This window comes from Bacteroidales bacterium (assembly GCA_012517825.1).
In the GTDB taxonomy this organism is placed as follows: Bacteria; Bacteroidota; Bacteroidia; order Bacteroidales; family JAAYUG01; genus JAAYUG01.
In genome coordinates, this window is the sequence record JAAYUG010000169.1 from 1 (window position 1) to 21,492 (window position 21,492).

The 21,492-nt window shown below is 46.2% G+C and carries 16 protein-coding genes; 11 read left to right on the forward strand and 5 right to left on the reverse strand.

The window, feature by feature from the left end; all coding sequences use genetic code 11:
• Both GX419_11720 and GX419_11725 read right to left on the reverse strand, forming a co-directional pair.
• Positions 1-311, reverse strand: a 311-nt coding sequence (locus GX419_11720) for a hypothetical protein (protein ID NLI25362.1), incomplete at its 3' end; no start/stop codon positions are given.
• Positions 312-332: 21 nt separating this feature from the next.
• Positions 333-965, reverse strand: a complete 633-nt coding sequence (locus GX419_11725) for an orotate phosphoribosyltransferase (GenBank protein ID NLI25363.1) — start codon at positions 963-965, stop codon at positions 333-335.
• Between GX419_11725 and GX419_11730 the strand changes: the two genes are divergently transcribed.
• Positions 955-1,581 (forward strand): NUDIX domain-containing protein, encoded by a 627-nt coding sequence (locus GX419_11730; GenBank protein NLI25364.1) that lies wholly within the window; start codon positions 955-957, stop codon positions 1,579-1,581. The genes GX419_11725 and GX419_11730 overlap by 11 nt on opposite strands.
• Before the next feature lie 108 nt (positions 1,582-1,689).
• On the opposite strand, the gene recJ is transcribed toward GX419_11730, so the two are convergent.
• Genes recJ through lipA form a run of 3 tightly spaced genes read right to left on the reverse strand, consistent with a single transcriptional unit; the run spans position 1,690 to position 4,988 of the window.
• Entirely contained in the window at positions 1,690-3,414 is a 1,725-nt protein-coding gene (gene recJ / locus GX419_11735) for a single-stranded-DNA-specific exonuclease RecJ (protein ID NLI25365.1), read from the reverse strand.
• Between the two features lie 16 nt (positions 3,415-3,430).
• On the reverse strand, positions 3,431-4,108 hold the full coding sequence (gene lipB, locus GX419_11740) for a lipoyl(octanoyl) transferase LipB (protein NLI25366.1): 678 nt from the start codon (positions 4,106-4,108) through the stop codon (positions 3,431-3,433).
• On the reverse strand, positions 4,101-4,988 hold the full coding sequence (gene lipA / locus GX419_11745; protein ID NLI25367.1) for a lipoyl synthase: 888 nt from the start codon (positions 4,986-4,988) through the stop codon (positions 4,101-4,103). The genes lipB and lipA overlap by 8 nt, the downstream gene beginning before the upstream one ends.
• Before the next feature lie 167 nt (positions 4,989-5,155).
• On the opposite strand from lipA, the gene lysS reads away from it, so the two are divergent.
• The 10 genes from lysS (at position 5,156) to GX419_11795 (ending at position 21,484) form a co-directional block, all read left to right on the forward strand.
• Positions 5,156-6,886 (forward strand): lysine--tRNA ligase, encoded by a 1,731-nt coding sequence (lysS, locus tag GX419_11750; protein ID NLI25368.1) that lies wholly within the window; start codon positions 5,156-5,158, stop codon positions 6,884-6,886.
• 154 nt (positions 6,887-7,040) lie between these two features.
• Entirely contained in the window at positions 7,041-7,769 is a 729-nt protein-coding gene (locus GX419_11755; GenBank protein ID NLI25369.1) for a GntR family transcriptional regulator, read from the forward strand.
• Between the two features lie 164 nt (positions 7,770-7,933).
• On the forward strand, positions 7,934-8,818 hold the full coding sequence (locus tag GX419_11760; GenBank protein NLI25370.1) for a hypothetical protein: 885 nt from the start codon (positions 7,934-7,936) through the stop codon (positions 8,816-8,818).
• Between the two features lie 180 nt (positions 8,819-8,998).
• Positions 8,999-12,082 carry a TonB-dependent receptor gene (locus GX419_11765; protein NLI25371.1) on the forward strand — a complete coding sequence of 1,028 codons (3,084 nt, stop codon included), beginning with the start codon at positions 8,999-9,001 and terminating at the stop codon, positions 12,080-12,082.
• Between the two features lie 11 nt (positions 12,083-12,093).
• Positions 12,094-13,560 (forward strand): RagB/SusD family nutrient uptake outer membrane protein, encoded by a 1,467-nt coding sequence (locus GX419_11770; GenBank protein ID NLI25372.1) that lies wholly within the window; start codon positions 12,094-12,096, stop codon positions 13,558-13,560.
• A 53-nt stretch (positions 13,561-13,613) separates the two neighbouring features.
• A complete protein-coding gene (locus GX419_11775; GenBank protein NLI25373.1) occupies positions 13,614-15,380 on the forward strand; it encodes a mannose-6-phosphate isomerase in 1,767 nt (588 codons plus the stop codon).
• An 11-nt stretch (positions 15,381-15,391) separates the two neighbouring features.
• Positions 15,392-16,558 (forward strand): sugar MFS transporter, encoded by a 1,167-nt coding sequence (locus tag GX419_11780; GenBank protein NLI25374.1) that lies wholly within the window; start codon positions 15,392-15,394, stop codon positions 16,556-16,558.
• 18 nt (positions 16,559-16,576) lie between these two features.
• On the forward strand, positions 16,577-17,680 hold the full coding sequence (locus GX419_11785) for an ROK family protein (protein ID NLI25375.1): 1,104 nt from the start codon (positions 16,577-16,579) through the stop codon (positions 17,678-17,680).
• Between the two features lie 50 nt (positions 17,681-17,730).
• Entirely contained in the window at positions 17,731-20,058 is a 2,328-nt protein-coding gene (locus GX419_11790) for a hypothetical protein (GenBank protein NLI25376.1), read from the forward strand.
• A 22-nt stretch (positions 20,059-20,080) separates the two neighbouring features.
• Positions 20,081-21,484 carry a hypothetical protein gene (locus GX419_11795; protein NLI25377.1) on the forward strand — a complete coding sequence of 468 codons (1,404 nt, stop codon included), beginning with the start codon at positions 20,081-20,083 and terminating at the stop codon, positions 21,482-21,484.
• Positions 21,485-21,492 lie beyond the last annotated feature (8 nt).

The following is a 21,492-nucleotide window of genomic DNA, read 5'->3' on the forward strand; positions in this document are numbered from 1 at the left end:
GCATGAAGTGTCAGCCTGATATGTGTTGCATCCGGTTCCGCTTCCTTCATCTGGATCCACAGAAAAAATGCCAGAGCGTGAGGGCCCTCTCCGGTAATTTTAATCAGCCGGAATGGTTCCCGTTCCACCATCCGCAGTCCGGCCATTCCCAGGTTGCTGAGCCTGAAACTGCAGGAATCAGCTTCTGCTTTCCAGTCGGTGAGCATTTCCGATGGAACAAGATGCGTAAAGTTTCTGAAATCGGAAAGGAACGAATAGACATTCTGTGGCGGAGAACTCACCGTTCCCGTGCGGCTTTGCAATTTGATCATATAGTATTGTTCAACTGGTAATCAGGGGGTCCACTGAGAAGGATTTTCCCTCCAGCGCCGTAAAACTTCCATCTGTTCCGGCAAGATATAGCCGGTTCGGCTCGCCTCATCAATCAGCACTTCATAGCTGGAGAGCGTTTCGAGCCGGCAGCCTGCCTTTTTGAAATTGTCGGCCGCTTCAGAAAAACCATAGGTAAAAACGGCTACCATTCCCAGCACGTGATAGCCTGCTTCGCGGAGAGCATTGTATGCCTTGAGACTGCTGCTGCCAGTAGAAACAAGGTCTTCGATTACAACCACCTTTCGCCCGGGAAAAACCTGTCCTTCAATTACATTCTCCCTCCCATGATCCTTGGGCGATGACCTTACATAGTTGAAAGGAAGTCCGAGAACCTCGGCAACCAATGCTCCCTGGGCAATTGCTCCCGTGGCAACACCGGCAATAACTTCCACTTCAGGAAACACTTCCCTGATCTTCTGTACAAATGCATCCCGGATGAAAGTACGTATTTCGGGATACGAAAGGGTAATCCGGTTGTCACAGTAAATGGGCGACTTCCAGCCCGAAGCCCAGGTAAAAGGATTTGCAGGTTCGATGATTATTGCCTTACTTTGCAGTAAGTATCCGGCAATTTTTGTTGCAATGGTTTCCATGCCCCAAAAGTATGAAGTTTTTTTTAACCGGCGTCCGGTGATTATTACCAGTGACCCGGATGAAGGCAAAGATGCATCCTTGTATTTCCGGTTCACCGGACGGAAGGAACTTCTGAAAATTCTGCGTTTGTTCGAAAAATATGAGGATATTCCCTCTCTCACCATCTTTCATCCGAATTTTAAAGACCTCCGCAAAGCGCTGAAATCCTGCTTCAGGATCATCAAGGCTGCCGGAGGATTGGTCAGAAACCGGCAGGGAGACATCCTGTTCATTCTTCGGAACGGGATTTGGGATCTCCCAAAGGGAAAACTGGAACGCGGGGAAACCTACCAGGAGGGCGCTCTCCGTGAAGTATCCGAAGAATGTGGAATAAAGGGACTCTCTCACGCTCAGCGCCTGACAACCACTTTTCATGTTTACCGTCTTAACGGCAAACCTGTTCTGAAAAAAACCATCTGGTTTACCATGGAGATGAACGGGAATTCCGACACAAAACCTTTGACCATCGAGGGCATTACAGAAGTCAGATGGTTTGCCCCCTCCGGTCTGCAGGAGCCCTTGTCAAATACTTATCCCAATATTGAGCTGGTACTGAAAAAAGCCGGAATTATCTGACAGGTTAATCCCTTTTTACCTTTATTTCAGCCGTAAATGCATATGCTTTCAAGAAAAACATATGAAAGGAATTCCTGAGAAATTCTCTTTCCCTATAATGGATCCGTATCAGTACGTTTTGATATCTCTGATCTTTAATTGAATTGTGGTAACATCACGGTAGGTGTTTTCATCGAGAGAGTAACAAATATCAAAGGCCCGCCCGTCCTTGATTTCATCATAATAATGTGCCATATTGAAGGCTATTCCGGAAATACAGGCTGGGCAACCGTCCTGAATCAGGGTCAGCTTGAGGTGACCACCGGATGAACCGACAATCCTGGCATCCCCGTTGTAAAGAGCAACATCTTCGGTAATAAAAACAGGATTCATGTTTCCGGGGCCAAAGGGCTCGAACTGCTTAAGAATACGGTACAACCTCGGAGTAATTTCTTTCAGTTTCAGTTCCGTATCTATTTCAAGGATAGGTATCAGCAACCCCGGTTCGATGGTTTCGCTTACCACCTGTTCGAACCGGTTAATAAAGGCCTGAAGGGCCTCTTTCCGCATGGTTACACCGGCCGCATACATATGGCCGCCAAAATTCTCCAGCAAATCGGCACATTGTTCCAGCGCATGGTACAGGTCAAACCCTGGTACCGAACGGGCTGAACCGGTAACAAAGCCATTGGACTCGGTAAGAATCACCGTAGGCCGGTAATAGTGTTCAATAAGCCTGGAAGCCACTATGCCAATCACTCCCTTGTGCCATGCCGGATTGAAGAGTACCGTAGTTTTTCTGCCCGCAAGTTTTTTATCGTTCTGAAGAATCTGCAGGGCTTCCTGGGTAATGGTTCCGTCAATATTCCGGCGGGTGCTGTTCAGCCCGTTGATCTGATCACTGATGTCGAGGGCTGTCAAAGGATCTTCACTTATGAGCAGGTCCACCGAATGTTTTCCTGATTCAATCCGTCCGGCAGCATTAATCCGCGGGCCGATTTTAAATACCACATCCTCAACCGTGATTTCCCTGCCATCGATTCCGGCCACTTTGATGATGGCTTTAAGGCCGGTACGGGGCGAACTGTTCAGCTTTTTCAGGCCAAAATAAGTAAGTATGCGGTTTTCGCCCGTCACAGGCACAATATCCGAAGCGATGCTGACGCTCACAAGATCCAGAAACTCTTCCAGTTCGGAAAAAGGAATTTTATTCCGCTGGGCAAAAGCCTGAAGCAGTTTAAACCCCACACCGCAGCCCGAAAGTTCCTTATACGGGTAGGCACAATCGGGACGTTTCGGGTCCAGTACAGCCACAGCCGCCGGTATGGTCTCTCCAGCCTCGTGGTGATCGCAGATAATGAACTCTACTCCTTTCCTTCTGGCATACTCAACCTTTTCAACCGCCTTAATTCCGCAATCGAGTGCTATGATAAGCGACATCCCCTTCGAGGCGGCATAATCAATCCCCCGAAGAGAAATACCGTATCCTTCCGTATAACGGTCGGGGATGTAATAGTCAATGGCAGCAAAGCGATTCTTGAAAAAAAGGTACAACATGGCAACAGCCGTTGTACCGTCGACATCGTAGTCGCCGTAAATGAGGACCTTCTCGCGGTTTTTAATTGCGTTTTCAATACGTCCGACCGCCTTTTCCATGTCCTTCATTAAAAAAGGATCATGCAGGTTTTCGAGGGAAGGACGAAAGAAGGCTTTTGCCTCCTCAAAGGTCTTAATCCCCCTCTGAACCAACAGATTGGCAATAGGTTTCTCCATCCCGAGCTGCTCTGCTAACCGTCTGACGTCATCCTCATTTCCATGTTCTTTTATTATCCAGTTCTTATTAATCATGGGAATATCTTACCGCCTGAACTCAAACAAAAGTGAGTTCAAATACGGTTTGTATCTTTTGTCGAAGGACATTCTTTACATAATTAAAATCCTGAATTTCACCGAGTTCCTTCTCCATGGAAGTTACTCCTTTATCGGTAAATCCGCAGGGGTTAATGTAGTGAAAATAATCGAGATTTGTATTCACATTAAAGGCAAAACCGTGCATGGTAATTCCCCGGCTTACTCTGACGCCGATAGCGCAGATTTTGCGTGCACGGGAAGAATCAGCGGCATCGATCCAAACGCCCGTAGCTCCGGTCAGCCTTTCTGCCTTCACAGAAAAATGCTGCAAGGTTTGAATAACCGATTCTTCAAGAAGGTATACATAACGTTTTACCAGAATACCAAGCCGGTCGAGGTCAAATACAGGATAACCAACTATCTGACCGGGCCCGTGATAAGTAATATCCCCACCCCTGTTGATCTGATAAAACACGGCATCAATCTGCCGCAGAAACTCATCGCCAATGAGCAGGTTATTGCGGGAACCGCTTTTACCCAGTGTATAAACATGATTGTGTTCCACAAAATACAAATGACCGGGAGAGGTCTCGCCCTGAAGTTTCTTTTCGCTCATTTTCCTCAGGGTTTCTTCCTGCAGATCCCAGGTTTCTTTATAGTCCTTTCGGCCCAGATCGGTATAAATTACCTCATACATTTTGTATCGTTTTTTCCGAACCCACGATATGTTTTTCTGCATGGTAGGAGGAACGCACCAGCGGCCCGCTTTCTACGGCCCGGAATCCCTTTTCCAGAGCAATCCGCGCCAGATCTTCAAAAACTTCAGGCTTAACGTATTCGGCCACAGGAAGATGACTGGCCGTAGGTGCCAGATACTGTCCGATGGTCATTACTGAACACCCGGCTGCGAGCAGGTCGTCCATAGTCTCCAGCACTTCGGGCAGGGTTTCCCCCAGTCCCAGCATGATTCCTGACTTGGCTGTGATTCCTTTTGATGCTATATATTTCAAAACCGACAGGCTTACATCATAACGGGCAACACTGCGGATGAGAGGGGTTAGCCTTCTTACCGTTTCCAGGTTATGCGAAATCACATCAGGCCCCGCTTCAATAACCCGGTCCAGGCTGTCGGTATTCCCCCGGAAATCGGGAATAAGCACTTCCATGGTAACGCCAGGATTCATGGTTTTCACGGCACGAATTGTTTCAGCCCAGAATGCAGCGCCACCGTCAGGAAGATCATCCCTGTCGACCGAGGTAATAACGCAATGCTTCAATTGCATGGTATGGATGGCCCGGGCAATTTTTAACGGCTCTTCCGGATCAGGAGGATTGGGCCTTCCCGTTGCCACACCGCAGAATTTACAGCTCCGTGTACAGATATCGCCCAGGATCATAAAAGTGGCCGTTCCTCTGCTCCAGCATTCGCCGATATTGGGGCAATTGCCGCTCGTACAGATGGTATGAAGATGGTTCCGGTCGACCAGATTCCGCACTTTTGAGTACGTTTCTCCTGAAGCCCTTCGCATTTTGAGCCAGGGAGGCAACCGGCGCCGGGGTGAGGTATTGTTATTCACAATTGCTGTTTTTGAAAAAGCAAAGGTAATTCATTCTTCAGAAACTGTCCCGGCCTATTCTGGCAGGTAAAATTTCTGCAGGAAGCATCGAAAAGCGAAGTTTTGAAGCATTTACGCACTGTACTTATTCCTAACATATTATCTTTGCAGCCATTAAATCTTTCGACATGAATTATACCGAACTCAGCGAACAGGAACTAATTCGCCGTCAGGCTCTTGAAGAAATCAGAAAAATGGGTATTGACCCCTATCCGGCAGCCTTGTTTGAAGTCAACACAAGCATTGATGAAATCCGCAAAAACTTCAGCCCGGAAAAAAATAATTTCCAGGATGTGCGGCTTGCAGGAAGGATTATGAGCCGGCGCATCATGGGCAGCGCTTCGTTTGCGGAGATTCAGGATGCTACGGGGCGTATTCAGCTCTACGTGCGGCGTGAAGATATCTGCCCTCCTGACAATACCGCCCTGTATGATACCCTGTTCAAAAAGCTTCTCGATATAGGAGATATCATAGGAATCAGTGGGTTTACCTTTATTACCAAAACAGGAGAACTGTCGGTTCATGTTAAGGAACTGAAACTCCTCGCCAAATCACTGCGCCCGCTTCCTGTTGTCAAGGAAAAGGACGGCAAAGTTTTTGATGCATTCACCGACCCGGAACTACGGTACAGGCAGAGATACGTTGACCTGATTGTTAATCCGCATGTTCGCGAGGTTTTTGTCAGGCGAACCAGGCTCATCAATTCCATGCGCGAATTTCTGAACAAGCGGGGATACCTTGAAGTGGAGACCCCCATTCTTCAGCCGCTCTACGGAGGCGCTGCCGCCCGCCCATTCAAAACCTTTCACAATACACTGGAACAGACCCTGTATTTAAGAATTGCCAATGAGTTGTATCTCAAACGGCTTATCGTGGGCGGATTTGACGGGGTGTATGAATTTTCAAAGGACTTCCGCAACGAAGGGATGGACCGTTTTCACAACCCGGAATTTACCCAGATTGAACTGTACGTGGCCTATAAGGATTACCTGTGGATGATGGACCTGGTGGAAGAAATGATCGAAAAAGTAGCCATAGACCTCCACGGCACCACCCAGGTTCAGGTGGGAGAGCACCTGATTGACTTCAGGCGGCCATGGAAACGCATTACCATGTACGATGCCATCAAGGAAAAAACCGACATCAATATCGGAGAAATGGACGAAAACCAGTTGCGCGAGGTAACCAGAAAACTGAATATCGAAACGGACGAAACCATGGGTAAGGGAAAGCTGATCGATGCCATTTTTGGAGAACTGGTGGAACCTTTCCTTATTCAGCCAACCTTTATCATGGATTATCCCATTGAAATGTCGCCCCTGGCCAAGAAACACCGGAGCAAACCGGGGCTTGTGGAACGGTTTGAGGCCATCTGCAATGGAAAGGAACTGTGCAATGCCTTTTCTGAACTAAATGACCCGATTGACCAGCGGGCCCGCTTTGAGGACCAGCTACAACTGGGTAAACGCGGTGATCAGGAAGCCATGGTGCTCGATGAAGATTTTCTCAGAGCTCTTGAATATGGGATGCCTCCTACGGCAGGACTTGGTATCGGCATCGACCGCCTTACCATGATCATGACCAATCAGCCGTCTATCCAGGATGTTCTTTTCTTTCCCCAGATGCGGCCGGAAAAGAAGTCTGTGGCCGATCCCACGGAAAAATATACCCAAGCAGGCATACCCGAAGCATGGGTTCCTGTACTGCAGAAAATGGGCTTTGTACAGGTTTCTATGCTCAAAACCCTTAATCCCAACAAACTGCATCAGGATATGTGCGGGTACAACAAGAAAAACAAACTGGACCTGCCGAACCCAAAGCCGGAGGAAGTAAGGGAATGGCTGGGAAAAATCAGTTGACATCCTATTCTTTCTTACCCCACTGAATTGGCTTTCTGAAGCAAGTATCTTTCCGGAACAATACTGTTAACTGATCGCATTGATGGAGATGGTACGATCAGTTATGTTTATTTTTGTATATACATTTGCACATTATTATAAGGTAGTATCCTCCATGGAATATGAAATAGACCATAAGAGTTCCGTGCCACTGCATATTCAGGTAGAAAACCTGCTGCGGGAAATGATCAAGCAGCCTGAATATAAAAACGGAAAATTCCTGCCCAACGAAGTTGAACTGGCAAAAAAGCTGGGTATTTCAAGAAATACTCTGCGTCAGGCCACCAACAGGCTTACCTATGAAGGACTTCTTATCAGGAAAAAAGGCGTCGGTACCGTAGTAGCCGATACACGGGTGAATACCCGCCTGAATAACTGGTTAAGTTTTTCCCAGGAAATGAAAGCCCTCGGAATACAAATCACCAATTATGAACTAAAAACCTCATGGGAAGAAGCGGATCAGGCATTGGCCGATTTTTTCCGCATTCCGCTGAAAAAGCCTGTTTTTAAGCTGGAACGCCTGCGGGGAGGACCTGAGCGACCTTTTGTTTATTTTATCTCATGGTTTCATCCACGGGTAGGACTCACCGGAAAAGAAGATTTTACCAAACCTCTTTATGAAATCCTCGAAAAAAATTACGCAACGATAGCCAAGCTCTCAAAAGAGGAAATCAGTGCTATTGTGGCTGACGATTTTCTTGCCCGTAAACTGCAGCTTAAACCCGGTGACCCCATTTTAAAACGCAAACGCTACGTTTTTGATCCCGGAAGCAGACCTATCGAATACAACATCGGCTTTTATCGTGCCGACAGCTTTGTCTATACAGTTGAAAGCGAACGCTGAAAAACCGTTTTCCCGATTCATTAAAAACAGGTATCCTGAAATAATTCTCTGTAAAATATGTTTTATAACACATAATTATCAAACCTAACAATGTATCTTTGTAATGATATGTTCATACATTTGAACATATATAAAATAAAACAAAAACACTTAAACCAGTTTTTATGAAACGTTTAACCAACTACATGCTGCAACTTAGTGTCTTTGCTCTTTTCATTGCCCTGGCAATGACCTCCTGCAAAGATGAAGAAGAACCTGTGGCAACTGCCATTAGTATTGACAAAACGGTTACTCCCAAACTGAAGGTAGGGGAAGAAGCAACAGCCACCATTACTATCGTAGCCGAAGGAGTAAAAGCCTTTAAGTATTACAAGGTGGTGGACGAAGTGAAGGGAACAGCCGTTGACGTTACCAGTCAGCTGGTAAAGAACGGGAATACCTACACGTACAATTTTTCCTACACGGTACAGGAATTTGATGACCTGCATACCCTGGGATTTGAATTTGAAGTGACCGACAAAAAGGATCAGGTTAAGACAACGGCACTTGTTGTTGATGTATCACTCTCTGTTAAATCCTCTTTTGTCAAATACGACTGGAAAGTTACGGCAAGTGAATGGCTGGGGTTTGATGTTCTTGCTCCTCACGATGCTGCCTACACATATCGTTTCCACCAGGATGGCACTTATGATATTGATATGACTGCACAATATGCTGACAGTACACACCACTTCTGTTACTGGGTTTATAAAGAAACACCCAACAATGCCGATACAATTGCCATTCTCAGGTTGATACGCAAGCTCAGATCCGGTTCACAAGGCGTTGATGAGTATTATGATTACAAGATCACCAGTGCTACTGAATCCCAGATGATCATGTACTGGGATATTCCGGTTTTTGGATTGTATGGCATTAAGAACACCTTCACCAGCCAGCCAAAAGGAGCTTTCCAGCCTTACGGAACAGTGGAGATGGCCAACGCGGTAGCCAATATTTCAGTACTAAGCTGCAGTACCGTTGATAATAATCTTCTTACCATTCCCTGAACCTGTGGCGTCGGAACAGAGTCTGCCAGACATCAGACTCTGTTCTGATGTTCCATTTGCGCTGTGAAGAAAGGCTCTGTTATAACCTGCAGCAAGAGACAGTTGCAAGGAATTCCACAGTGCGGGTAGCAATATTTTCCCGGACCACCGTCAAAGTCCACCGTGTTTATTCAACTTATTATGAAAAAAATCACTTTCCTGCTGGGTCTGCTTTTGACCTTCAGCACAATGTTCGCACAAACCGTTACCATCAAAGGAAGAGTCGTTGACGAAAACAAGTCCCCGCTTCCGGGTGTATCCGTATTTGTGGAAGGTACAACCATCGGAACAACAACTGATCTGGATGGGAACTTTACCCTTTCCATTGACAGGGCCACCGTTAAGTATATTACCTTTTCCTTTGTCGGGTACAACAAAGTCAGGCAACCTGTTTCCGAGGGCATTACAGATTATCAGATCATGCTCACGCCGGAAATCACCAATCTGGATGAAATTGTTGTAATAGGTTACGGAACTCAGCGTAAAAGCGATGTAACCGTTTCCATATCGTCGGTAAAGGCCAAGGACGTTGCCTCTCCCAGCGTGCTTTCGCTTGATCAGTCACTGCAGGGACAGGCAGCAGGTGTAGTAGTGTCACAATCGACAGGAAAACCCGGGGCACCGGTATCCATCCGCATACGAGGAACCACTTCCATTAACGGTTTGAATGAACCGTTGTATGTGATTGACGGGGTGCCTATCATTACCAATGCCTCTGATCTGACCAGCGGGACCATCCAGGGATCGGATATCAATCCGCTTGTGGCGATCAACCCGAACGACATTGAATCAATACAGATTCTCAAAGATGCTTCTGCTACGGCCATATACGGTGCCCGTGGCGCAAACGGAGTAATTCTGATAACAACCAAGCAGGGCACCAAAGGCGACATGCAGGTAACCTTTAACTCTTCGGTCGGCTTGCAGCAAATTACCAAAAAGCTGGAATTGCTCAATGCCCGGGAACTGGCAGAACTGGGAAATGCTGCCGTAACCGAAGCCCGCAAATACTACCCCGATGTAGCCTATAATACTGCCTTTGCCCTGCCAAGCCGTTTCGGGAAAGGAACCGACTGGCAGGACGAAATCTTCAGGGTTGCCCCCATGACCAATTACCAGCTTTCATTAAGAGGTGGAAGTGACAAAACCTCCTACTATCTGTCAGGCAACCTCGTAGAACAGGAAGGTATTATCAAAAACTCCGATTTTAGCAAAGGCACCTTTCGCCTGAACCTCGACAACCAGCTATCAGCAAAAGTCAGAACAGGAATCAATATCAACCTTTCGCGCAGTGTCAACAACGGAGTAACAACCGGAGTACCCAATACCCTGTCGAATGTGGTAACCATGGCTCTTCTTTTCAACCCGGGACAAAATGTTTACGATCCCGATCAGGAAGGAGGGTATACCTATGAAAGCAATACCATTAATAAAGTAGGCAATCCGGTGGCCGAAATCAACGAAACCAAAACACGTATTACCACAAGCCGCGTGATTTCTGACGGGTATCTTGACTGGAAGGTCCTGAAAAACCTGACCTACAAGTTCAAATTCGGTATGGATGCTTTCTTTAACAAAGAACAGCAGTACATCCCCAGCTTTATTAAGAGGGGACAGGAAAAAGGGAAAGGCAATAATGTCAATATTGATGGGTACACCTGGTTGATTGAGAATACGCTCACCTACGACCTGGAAGTTCAGAAACACAGGTTCAATTTCCTTCTGGGGCAAACCGCTCAGAGATACGTCTCGGAATCGGCCGAAATCGCTGTTGAGCGGTTCAATGACGACCGTCTCGGATACTACGACCTGGGAGCAGCCATTGATAAAACCATTCTCACCGGGTACAACACATGGAGTATGCTGTCAGGAATTGCCAGGGTTATATACAATTACGACAACAAATATTATCTGACCGCTTCGGGAAGAACTGACGGATCTTCGAAATTTGGTGCACTGCATAAATTTGGATTCTTCCCTTCGGTTTCTGCCGCCTGGAGAATAAGCAAAGAGCCTTTCATGCAATCAGTCACCGCCATTAATGATCTCAAATTTAGAATAAGTGCCGGAACGGTCGGTAATGAGGGGATCCCTCCGGGCAGTTCACTGAGCCTGATGGCCAACCGCCCTTACTTTTTCGGCGAAGGAGCCAATGCCAAAGTTATCGGAACCTATGTTTACTCTCTCGAAAATCAGGATCTGAAGTGGGAAGTAACAACACAGTATGATGCGGGGCTCGACCTCAGCCTTTTCGAGTCACGCATTGAATTCATCGCCGAAACCTATCTGAAAAACACCTCCGATCTTCTCCTGTATATCCCTGTAAATACTTCCTCCGGATTTCAGTTTGTTTGGGCCAATGTTGGCAACTTACAGAATAAAGGAATGGAATTTTCGGTCAACTCTGTCAATCTGAAAGAACAGTTCAAATGGAACACAAGGTTCAATATATCATTCAACCGGAATAAGGTCACCAACCTGGATAAATCGAGTACCATTTACGGAAATTCCATCATGAATATTGTTGACTGGACGATGATCCGCGAAGGAGAACCCATAGGCAATATTTACGGATACAAGTCAGATGGCATCATTCAACTGAATGAGGATCCCTCGTCTGTTCCTTTCTTCCCGTCAAAAATACCGCGGTACGGCGACAGGAAGTATATTGATAAAAATCATGACGGGAAGCTGACCATTGATGATTACTTCAAACTTGGCAATACGAATCCTGATTTTTCATGGGGTTTTAAAAACACTTTCACTTATAAGAATTTTACGCTCGACATCTACACTCAGGGAGATTACGGCAATAAGATTGTTAATTTTAACCGGTTCTTCCTTGAAAGCTTTGACGGATTCCAGAACAACTCAAAGGTAGCTTTGCAGCGATGGACAGAAACCAATCCGACCAATAAATATCCGCGGGCGAATGCCTCGCCTCACGGCAATGTTATGTCGGATGTAATTGTTGAAGACGGTTCCTATGCACGCCTGAAAGAGGTGACTCTTTCCTATACCCTTCCGGATAAAATTCTCGGAAAACTGCACATCAGAAGCGTTCAGCTTGCTCTCAGTGGCCGTAACCTGTACACCCTTACACGGTACTCAGGTTATGATCCCGAAGTCTCAATTTTCGGAGGCAGTGTTTATGGGAAAGGTGCCGATTATGGCCCATATCCTATGGCCAAAACATATCTTTTCTCACTCAACGTTACTTTTTAATTCCTTCCGCCATGAAAAAGATGTTCATAGCAATTTCCGCGCTCCTTTTAGCAATTACCAGCTGCAGCGATTTTCTTGATTCGGACATACGGTCTGATTTTAATTACAACAATTATTTTCAGACTGAAAAAGACCTCGTAACCTTTGCCAACGGCATGTTTGGGGGTCTGATTACCTGGACATGGGAAGGAGGCGGATTATTCTTCAATAATTTCTGGGTAATTCAGGATCTGGCCTCCGATAATGCTTACGAAACAGGACCTTCCATCGACATGCACGATCTGTCTAACTTCACCTTTGATGCCAACAATGCTCCTCAGTTTTTCGTGTGGGAACAATCGTACAGTGTTATCAACTCATGCAACGTTCTGCTGAAGGAATCTGAAAAAATAAAAAAGTATTCGAGCGAAGCCGTAAAAAACCATCTGCAGGGAGAAGCCTACTTCCTCAGAGGAATGCTGTATTTTGAACTGGCAAAGCTTTTCGGAGATGTACCTCTTCAGCTTAAGGCAACAACCAGCGTGCAGAGCACCATCATTCCCCGCACTCCTGTAGCGGTAGTATATGATTCCATCATTAGCGACCTGAAAAAGGCAGAAGTTTATCTGGCAACCAACCCTTTTCCCAACAGAAAGGAAGGAATGCCAACCAGTCTGGCCGCATCAACCCTGCTGGCAAAAGTTTATCTTACCCGGGGCGCAATGAACAAAAGCCAGAGCGATTTTAACCTCTGCAAGACCCAACTCGAAAAGGTTCTCGGCAAATATACCCTCGAACCTGAATTCGCCGATATTTTCAAAATCAGCAATTCCAACAGGGGTGAAATTATCTGGGCTGTAAACTTCAGTGCCACTCTTGGAGAAGGATGGACTACCAATCAGTTCATTGTGCGGCTGATGCCCACCACCAAATCAGATAAAGGGGTTCGAAACGGACAGGGATGGGAAAGACCAACCAATTACCTCTATAATCTTTTTGCCAGCAATGATAAACGAAAAGCGGCAACCTTCATCACCGAATTTGAGGGAGAAGTGTTCGACGGGCCGTACATCAGAAAATACTGGGATCAGGAAGCAGAAGGAGGCAGGCAGAATGGGGAATCGGACGCTGATTTCATTTACCTCCGCTACGCCGATGTTTTGCTGATGTATGCCGAAGTACTCAACGAAATCAATAATGGCCCCACTACAGAGGCATACAATGCAATAAATCAGGTGAGAAACCGTGCCGGCCTAGATGATCTGACACCCGGTCTGGATTATCAGGCATTCAAAAATGCTGTCCTTCAGGAAAGACAAAAAGAATTTGTCATGGAAGGACATCGCTGGTACGACCTGGTTCGCATGAACAAGTTGCAGGAACAGGTGCTGCTGGCAAAACCTTCAGCCAACGTCAAATCGTACCATGTACTTTTCCCTATTCCACAAAAGGAACTTTATTATAATCCTAAACTTGTTCAGAACCAGGGATATAATTGATTCAGCTCTCTGTTCAGCATCATGGTTTGATTGTATTTTTAAACTGCGTTGATTTGAAACCGAATTTTAACAAGAGACCCTCCGTAAGGGTGACAGAAGACAGTAACGGATGTTTCAGCGGATGGAATGCTATTTTCAAAACATTGGAAGCTAAACTGAAGGAACCTAACCATCCAAAAAAAATTGTAGTGGTTGAATGCTATCAGGGTGTTTATTATGACGACCTGCTGAGCATTTTTGGCAGTCATTTAAAACCCCGGCGCATCATTACCAGCAGGGACTATTTCCTTCCCCCCGGGGAAGTTGAAAGGATTACTTTCCCCGATGTTACTGATGACCGCATCTTTGGCTATCTGACAAGGCTCAATATGACCGATCTGGTGGACATGGAAAAAGTCAGTAAGTTGAAAAAGGAAGTCGAAGAAGCCGGCGAGGGGCTGATTCTTATCTTTGGTTATGGGTCATCGCTCATTTCAGACCGGCCCTCCGTTCTGGTATATGCTGATATGCCACGGTGGGAGATTCAGTTAAGGATGCGGGCCAACAAAGTGGACAACCTCGGAATGGAAAACAAAGACGATTCCATTGAAGAAAAGTACAAAAGAGGATTTTTTGTTGACTGGAGAATATGTGACCGCCTGAAAAAGAAACTGATGCACCGGTGGGATTTTATCCTTGACTCAACGAACATGGAAATACCTGTGCTGCTTACCGCCGAAGCTTTCCGCAATGGATTGGAGAAAACCCTCACCCGGCCTTTCAGTCTTATGCCCTATTTCGATCAGGGGCCATGGGGCGGCCAGTGGATGAAAAGGTTTTGTGGACTTGATCCGGAACCAGAGAACTATGCCTGGTGTTTCAATTGTGTTCCGGAGGAGAACAGTTTGCTCCTGACTTATGGCGAAGCCGTTTTCGAAACCCCATCTATCAATCTTGTATTTGCCTACCCGCGTAAATTGCTGGGAGAAGCTGTCCACGCGCGCTTCGGTGATGAATTTCCCATCCGCTTTGACTTTCTTGACACCATGGAAGGAGGGAACCTATCGCTCCAGGTGCACCCATTGACCGAATACATTCAGGAAAAATTCGGCATCCATTATACGCAGGATGAAAGCTATTATCTGATAGACGCAGCAGAAGATGCATCTGTTTTCCTTGGTCTCAGGGAAGGAATCAATCCCGAAGCCATGATTGAGGAGCTTTACAAAGCCCAGGAAGAAGGTGTGTATTTTGATGCGGAAAAGTTCGTGGAGCGCTGGCCTGCAAAGAAGCACGACCACTTCCTTATTCCGGGAGGAACAGTTCATTGTTCGGGGAAAAACTGCCTTGTCCTCGAAATCAGTTCTACCCCATATATTTTTACTTTCAAGCTCTGGGACTGGGGAAGGCTTGGGTTGGACGGAAAGCCACGACCCATTAATATTGAACACGGCCGCCATGTTATTCAGTGGGACAGAACAACCAACTGGACGAAAAAAAACCTGATAAACCGGGTCAGAAAGATCAGCGAAGGCAACGGATGGTATGAAGAAGCCACCGGACTTCATGAACGGGAATTTATTGAAACACGCAGACACTGGTTCACCGGAAAAGTACCCCATAATACCAACGGGGGTGTTAACGTGCTGAATCTTGTAGAAGGCCGTGAAGCTATCGTTGAAAGTCCTTCCGGAGCATTTGAACCATTTATTGTTCATTTTGCCGAAACCTTCATTGTTCCGGCCTGCGTAGGCGAATACACTATCCGTCCCTACGGCGAATCAGAAGGCAAACAGTGCGCTACCATCAAAGCCTATGTAAGAACCTGTATCAATCAATAAAACTTCTTTGTATGAAAAGTAACCGGTCACTCAGGTACATGCTCCCAATCTTCATGTCGTTTTATGTCATGGGATTTGTTGATCTTGTTGGTGTTGCCACGGGATATGTTAAACGCGATTTTGGGCTTTCTGACAGTGTTGCCCAGCTTCTGCCCAGCATTGTCTTTATATGGTTTGCCTTATTTTCCATACCTACCGGCATTTTTCAGGACAGGAAAGGGAAAAAATTTACCGTTATTCTTGCCATGATGATAACCGGCCTCGGGATGATCCCGCCTCTGATTTATTATTCCTACTTTACCGCTGTGATCGGGTTTATGATTATCGGTATCGGAAACACGATTCTTCAGGTTTCGGCCAACCCCTTACTACTGGACTACTCTTCCGATGAAACCAAGGCAGCAAATTTAAGTTTGTCGCAGTTTATCAAAGCCATAGCCTCCATGCTCGGTCCTGTGATAGTAGCCGGCCTGGCTAAATATACCGGAAACTGGAGGCTGGTATTCCCGCTATATGCCGTCATATCATTCCTCTCAGCTTTCTGGTTATACTCAATAAAAATTGAAGAATCCCGGCCGGAAAAAGAACCGGCTTCGCTCAAAACCGTTGTACAAATTCTCAAAAATCCTTTTGTACTCATTATGGTTCTGAGCATTTTCTTCCAGGTTGGATTTGATGTTTCCATGAACTCCAATATCGCCAATTATCTTAAAACCAGGTACAGCATAAGCCTTGAAACAGCAAGCCTGGGAATCAGTATTTATTTTGCCTCCCTTATGGCCGGCCGGTTACTCGGCTCTATCCTCCTGAGAAAGGTCAATACAAAGATATTTCTTATCACCAGTACGCTGGTTACCCCTGCCGGGTTGTTGGGCATTCTGGCTTCTCCAACGCTCCGGTTTACCTGGATTCTTATATTTATCACAGGGCTGGGTTTTTCCAATATCTTCCCGCTGGTATTTGCCCTTACGGTAGAGCGTAAACCGGCCTACGCTAATGAAATTTCGGGCCTTGTCATTCTGGCGGTCAGCGGTGGAGCAGTTATTCCTCCGATAGCCGGCATACTGACCGAAAAATATGGTGTAACCTCAAGCATTTACGTTCTTATTTTCTGCACACTTTACACACTGTTTGCAACCTATTATTTATTACGCCAGAAACCTGCAACTAACCAATAACAGATAAATTGTTATGCTATGACCGATATCTTCAATGACAACAGAATTGTTCTGACACTGGATGCAGGCGGCACAAACTTGGTTTTTTCTGCTCTGCAGGGTGGTCGCGAAATTGCAGGACCATTTACCTTTCCTACTCCTTCAGAAGATCTTGATGCCTGCCTGAAAACCATCATCAAGGGATTCAGAGAAGTGGAACAGCGCATTCCCGGAAAAGCCACAGCTATCAGTTTTGCATTCCCCGGACCGGCGGATTACAAAAAAGGAATTATTGGCGACCTTCCTAACTTTAAGGCATTTACTAACGGGGTTGCCCTTGGTCCCATGGTGGAAGACCTGTTTCACCTACCGGTTTTCATCAACAACGACGGCAATCTCTTTGCCTACGGAGAAGCTCTATGTGGTTTCCTGCCGGAATTGAATGCCAGAATTCTGAGCAGAAGAGGTATAAAACAATTTCATAATCTGATTGGCCTGACGCTTGGAACAGGTTTTGGATGCGGGGTGGTTATCAATAATATCCTGTTGATTGGTGACAACTCAAACGACACAGGTATCCATAATACCCTCAATAAATTCAATCCCGACTGGAACGCAGAAGAGAGCGTAAGTACCCGCGCCCTGCAACGGGTTTATGCCCAGGCTTCCGGTCAGCCTTTTTCCGGCAGAATCACTCCAAAAGACATTTTTGAAATCGCCACGGGAAAGTTGCCCGGAAACAAAGAAGCAGCCATTGAAGCCTATCGTCAGTTCGGAGAAGCGCTGGGAAGTTCCATAGCCAACATCCTCACGCTGATCGACGGAATTGTAGTTATCGGAGGAGGAATTACAGGAGCCTGGCAGTTGTTTGCTCCTGCCATGTTCAGTGAAATTAACCGGCCGTACAAACGCTGGGACGGAACTCCTGCAAAAAGGCTTGATGTAAAGGTATACAACCTGGAAGATGAAAGCATCTTCAACGAATTTGCCATGGGAAACATCCGGGAACTGAAGGTGCCTTATAGCAATCGTATCGTTACCTATGACGAAAGAGCCAGAGTTGGGATAGGTTTGTCAAAGCTTGGTGCCAGCCGGGCCATAGCACTCGGAGCTTATGCCTTTGCCCTTCAGCAACTTCAATAATTCAGAACTATATGCCTGCAATTTTCAATTAACTTAATAAACCATCAGCCATGCAGTATCGCACCTTATTCCTTTCTGCAGCTATTTTAGCAATGGTGGCAGCATGTACCGGAAAAGCGCCAAAAGAAGATGTATACAAAAACATTCCTTCGCTCGAAGATCTTTCAGGCCTATGGGTATCTACCGACACGGCAGAAATGGAACCTTCCATCAGGAACTTCCGTGGTCAGGCGCTTGTCAACAGAGACTTAGCCTCAATTAGCTGGTTTGTTTCAGCCCCCTATTCCGGAGGGTATCATACAGGCACTTTGCGGATTAACGGAAAAACACCCAGGGTGAATGCCTTCCGCTGGCAACCTTACCAGGCTTTACGAAAAGGACAATTTGACGGCATCGACCTGATGAGTTCCACCAGAATGCTGTTTGACAAAGACGGCATTATGTGGCAGATTGAGATGAAAAATTCAACCAGTGAACCCAAAAACGTACAAGTGGATCTTGACCTTATCGGTTTTATCAGCAAGTACGGAGGTGACTGGCAATGGTGGTACCCTTATCCCAAAATGGACGGCAGCGTTACCAAACGCGATGAGGAAGTGGAAAATGTGAGAAAACATCTGGGTGAAGCGGTTCATCAGAAAGAAGGCTATCAGTGGGAACTGGTAAACGGAAAACCAGCCCTTGTGAAAGCTATGCTGAAATGGCCCACAGATGAAGAAATCCTGAATGCAAAGAAGTACCATGCCCAAAACATAAATAATGACATTTATGTTTATGATCGTGAAACAGAGGCAAAAACAGCTTTCAGACTGGTAACAGCGCCCGATAAACTCATTGCCAGAAACAGCGGAGGTACAGCTTCCTGGAACTGGACCCTGGCTCCGGGTGAAACAAAAATCATCCGGTACGTAATGACATACGGAGATGATGAAAAATCACTGCAGAAAAATCTGAATGAATGGACTGCCGACTTTGAATCTTCATTTAACAGCGTTCAGAAAGCGTGGGAAGAAAAATGGAATATGATTTTCCGACCCAATAATCCTCTGATTTCAGGATGTTTCCCTGTACTTGAAACCAACGACCAGAAAGTAAAAAAGGTTTACTATGCTGGTCCACTGACCATGCTGTACCTTATAAATACAAACCTGCCCCAGCATAAAAAAGTTTTTCTTACCGGCGGACCCCGGTGGGGCGCCTCGATAACCTTTTTCTGGGATATCACCCTATGGTCAACACTCTGGGCCGTTGTCGACCCCGTAATGATGAAAGAACACCTTTCTTCCTGGATAAAGATCGACCCGAGCAAATATTACGGGAAAGACAATTTCGGAGGCAAGGGCGTCGGAAACGGCTATTCGGCCAATTACTGGGCGCTTTTCCAGATGATCCGCGATTATATTGCCGTAACAGGCGATGAAGGGTTCCTGCAGGATACCATCAACGGAAAGACAGTCCTCGGGCACCTTGAAGAGTATGCCCTGAACTGGAAAAAAATATCATTGTACGGACAGGAAGGTTGTACAGATGACGTATATAAACTGGCCGATTTTGGCGATGATGAATGGAATCTTCTGGAATGCGTTCCTACATATAAACATATCGTCCCTTCATTCAATGCAGGATATGCATGGATGATGCGCGAAATGGCCAGAATATATGAAAAGCTTGGAAACCGGGAAAAAGCTGCCGAGATGGACACCTTGGCCTCTGACATGATTCAGCGTATCCTCAAACTCTATGCAGGAAACGGGGTCTGGTACAGCCTGTATCCAAACGGTAAAAAGATTGAAGTACGGCATTGCCTCGATTTCTTCTTCATTGGCAAATACATTCCGAATGATGTCCCTGAGAATATCAGAAAGGAAATGATTGATTTTCTTTACCGTGAACTGATGGCTGATCATTGGATGAGGGCCCAGTCGGTAGACGATGTTGCCGCCGCACAATCTGACAGGCCTGACCATGGCCCTCTGGGAGCCTACGATGGCTGGCCGGCTGAAACGATGGATGCCCTCACGCAGATGGGTTATCCTCAGAAAGCCCTTGACTTCTACCATGCCATTGAGCCCGTTACCTATGAAGGAATCTGGGCTCAGGCGCATGAACTTTGGGGAGAAAACAAAAAAACCAGTCATGCCAAAGTCCGGATTGCCGAACGAGGCTGGCATAACAGGGAATCCTCGGGCGGGGTTTCCCTTTCACAGGTCGTTCTGAAGGATTTCTTCGGATTCTATCCACAAATTGGCGGGGAAGCTTTGCAGACTCACGGTCCTCTGAAACTGAGCGGAAAATTGTACCACGTTCTGTATAAAAATACCTATTATACCCTTGTACTGGATAACGGAAAACCCAGAATGATCAGGGAAAAATTTTAATCATCGCAAGCACAAAACCGGAATGAAACATACACATTTTACTCTCCATCGGTTTTATCTGATCTCTCCGGGGGCCGTAGCTATCACCATAGCCTTCGGACCCGCCATTTCAGCCCAGTATGCCCTGACTCTTGCCCAGGAACGGTTCGACAAATTCAATCAGGTAGAAAACGGATGGTGTGCTTCTGACGCTACCATTTCCCTGCCCCTGCCTGACGGAAAAACTCTGTGGCTTTTTGGCGACAGCTTTATAGGGGAAAAAACCGGCACCTTCAGCATAAATCCGTCACGCTCACATATGATCAACAATTCGGTTGTTCTGGAAGATGCATCTTCACTGACCGCCTATTACCAGGGCACTCTGGCAAACCCCTCCTCTTTTATTCCGGCTGACGGCAATGCCTTTTTCTGGCCAGAGCACGCGGTAATTGAAAACGATACCCTGAAGGTATTTGCCGTCAGAGTAACCTATTTTAACAACAATAATCCGGGCTTTAATTTCAAGGTAGGAACAACCTGCATTGCATATTACAAATACCCCGGACTGGCATACATTACCACAAAAAAAATTCCTTCCCTAACCGACACGACCATGCGTTTTGGCGCCTGCATCATCAGAAGCGGTGAATATACTTACATATTCGGTGTGAAAGACACTACCTCCAGCGGAATGACATGGCCTCTGCTTTATATGGCACGAGTAAGGCAAAGCGTGGATGAACCATGGGAATTTTATACAGGTTCCGATACCTGGTCAGGAGACTGCCGGAACGCCCGGCCTCTGGGAGACAGGCCCATGAGTGAATCCTTTTACGTATATGAAAAAAATGGTACCTTCTACCTGATAATGCATGAAATATGGCTGGTGGGAAAACTTTACATCCTGGAAGCGGATAAAATAACAGGCCCCTGGAACAGAGCTTCCTCGGGCGGTAAAGAAACCCTGTTCGCGGTTATTAAACCCTATCCCAACCTGTTCAGCTATAATCTCTTCGCCCATCCACAGTTTACTAACGACGGGAAAATACTGATTTCCTTTAATGTAAACACTTCTGATTTCTTTTCCATTTACAATGACACAAGAAATTACCGCGCCCGTTTTTACTGGCTTGATGTCGAAAATGCGGCTTCTGCTGTCATCCCTGACACCTTGTCCCTGCATGATGTTTATCCGAGCTTAGCTGACAACATTCAGGTGAAGGAACAGGGGAGAATTTCCTATTCACCCTTTACCCACTCCCTTCATATAACAGATGTTCCTTCCCCTTCCGTTTTGTCAGTCTACAGCTCTGATGGACGAAAACTGATGCAGGTTTACATTTCAGGCGACACGTTTGTTCCGGTTCCCATGTCGCCCTCCCGCTTTTTTATTGTCCGGCTCGAGGGAAAATGGGGTTCTGAAACCAGAAAAATCATTTCATATTGATTTAACAC

Coding starts and splice junctions, on each gene's coding strand:
- GX419_11730 (NLI25364.1), top strand. CDS start 955: ATGGTTTCCATGCCCCAAAAGTATGAAGTTTTTTTTAACCGGCGTCCG.
- GX419_11725 (NLI25363.1), bottom strand. CDS start 965: ATGGAAACCATTGCAACAAAAATTGCCGGATACTTACTGCAAAGTAAG.
- lipB (NLI25366.1), bottom strand. CDS start 4,108: ATGTATGAGGTAATTTATACCGATCTGGGCCGAAAGGACTATAAAGAA.
- lysS (NLI25368.1), top strand. CDS start 5,156: ATGAATTATACCGAACTCAGCGAACAGGAACTAATTCGCCGTCAGGCT.
- GX419_11755 (NLI25369.1), top strand. CDS start 7,041: ATGGAATATGAAATAGACCATAAGAGTTCCGTGCCACTGCATATTCAG.
- GX419_11760 (NLI25370.1), top strand. CDS start 7,934: ATGAAACGTTTAACCAACTACATGCTGCAACTTAGTGTCTTTGCTCTT.
- GX419_11765 (NLI25371.1), top strand. CDS start 8,999: ATGAAAAAAATCACTTTCCTGCTGGGTCTGCTTTTGACCTTCAGCACA.
- GX419_11770 (NLI25372.1), top strand. CDS start 12,094: ATGAAAAAGATGTTCATAGCAATTTCCGCGCTCCTTTTAGCAATTACC.
- GX419_11780 (NLI25374.1), top strand. CDS start 15,392: ATGAAAAGTAACCGGTCACTCAGGTACATGCTCCCAATCTTCATGTCG.
- GX419_11785 (NLI25375.1), top strand. CDS start 16,577: ATGACCGATATCTTCAATGACAACAGAATTGTTCTGACACTGGATGCA.
- GX419_11790 (NLI25376.1), top strand. CDS start 17,731: ATGCAGTATCGCACCTTATTCCTTTCTGCAGCTATTTTAGCAATGGTG.
- GX419_11795 (NLI25377.1), top strand. CDS start 20,081: ATGAAACATACACATTTTACTCTCCATCGGTTTTATCTGATCTCTCCG.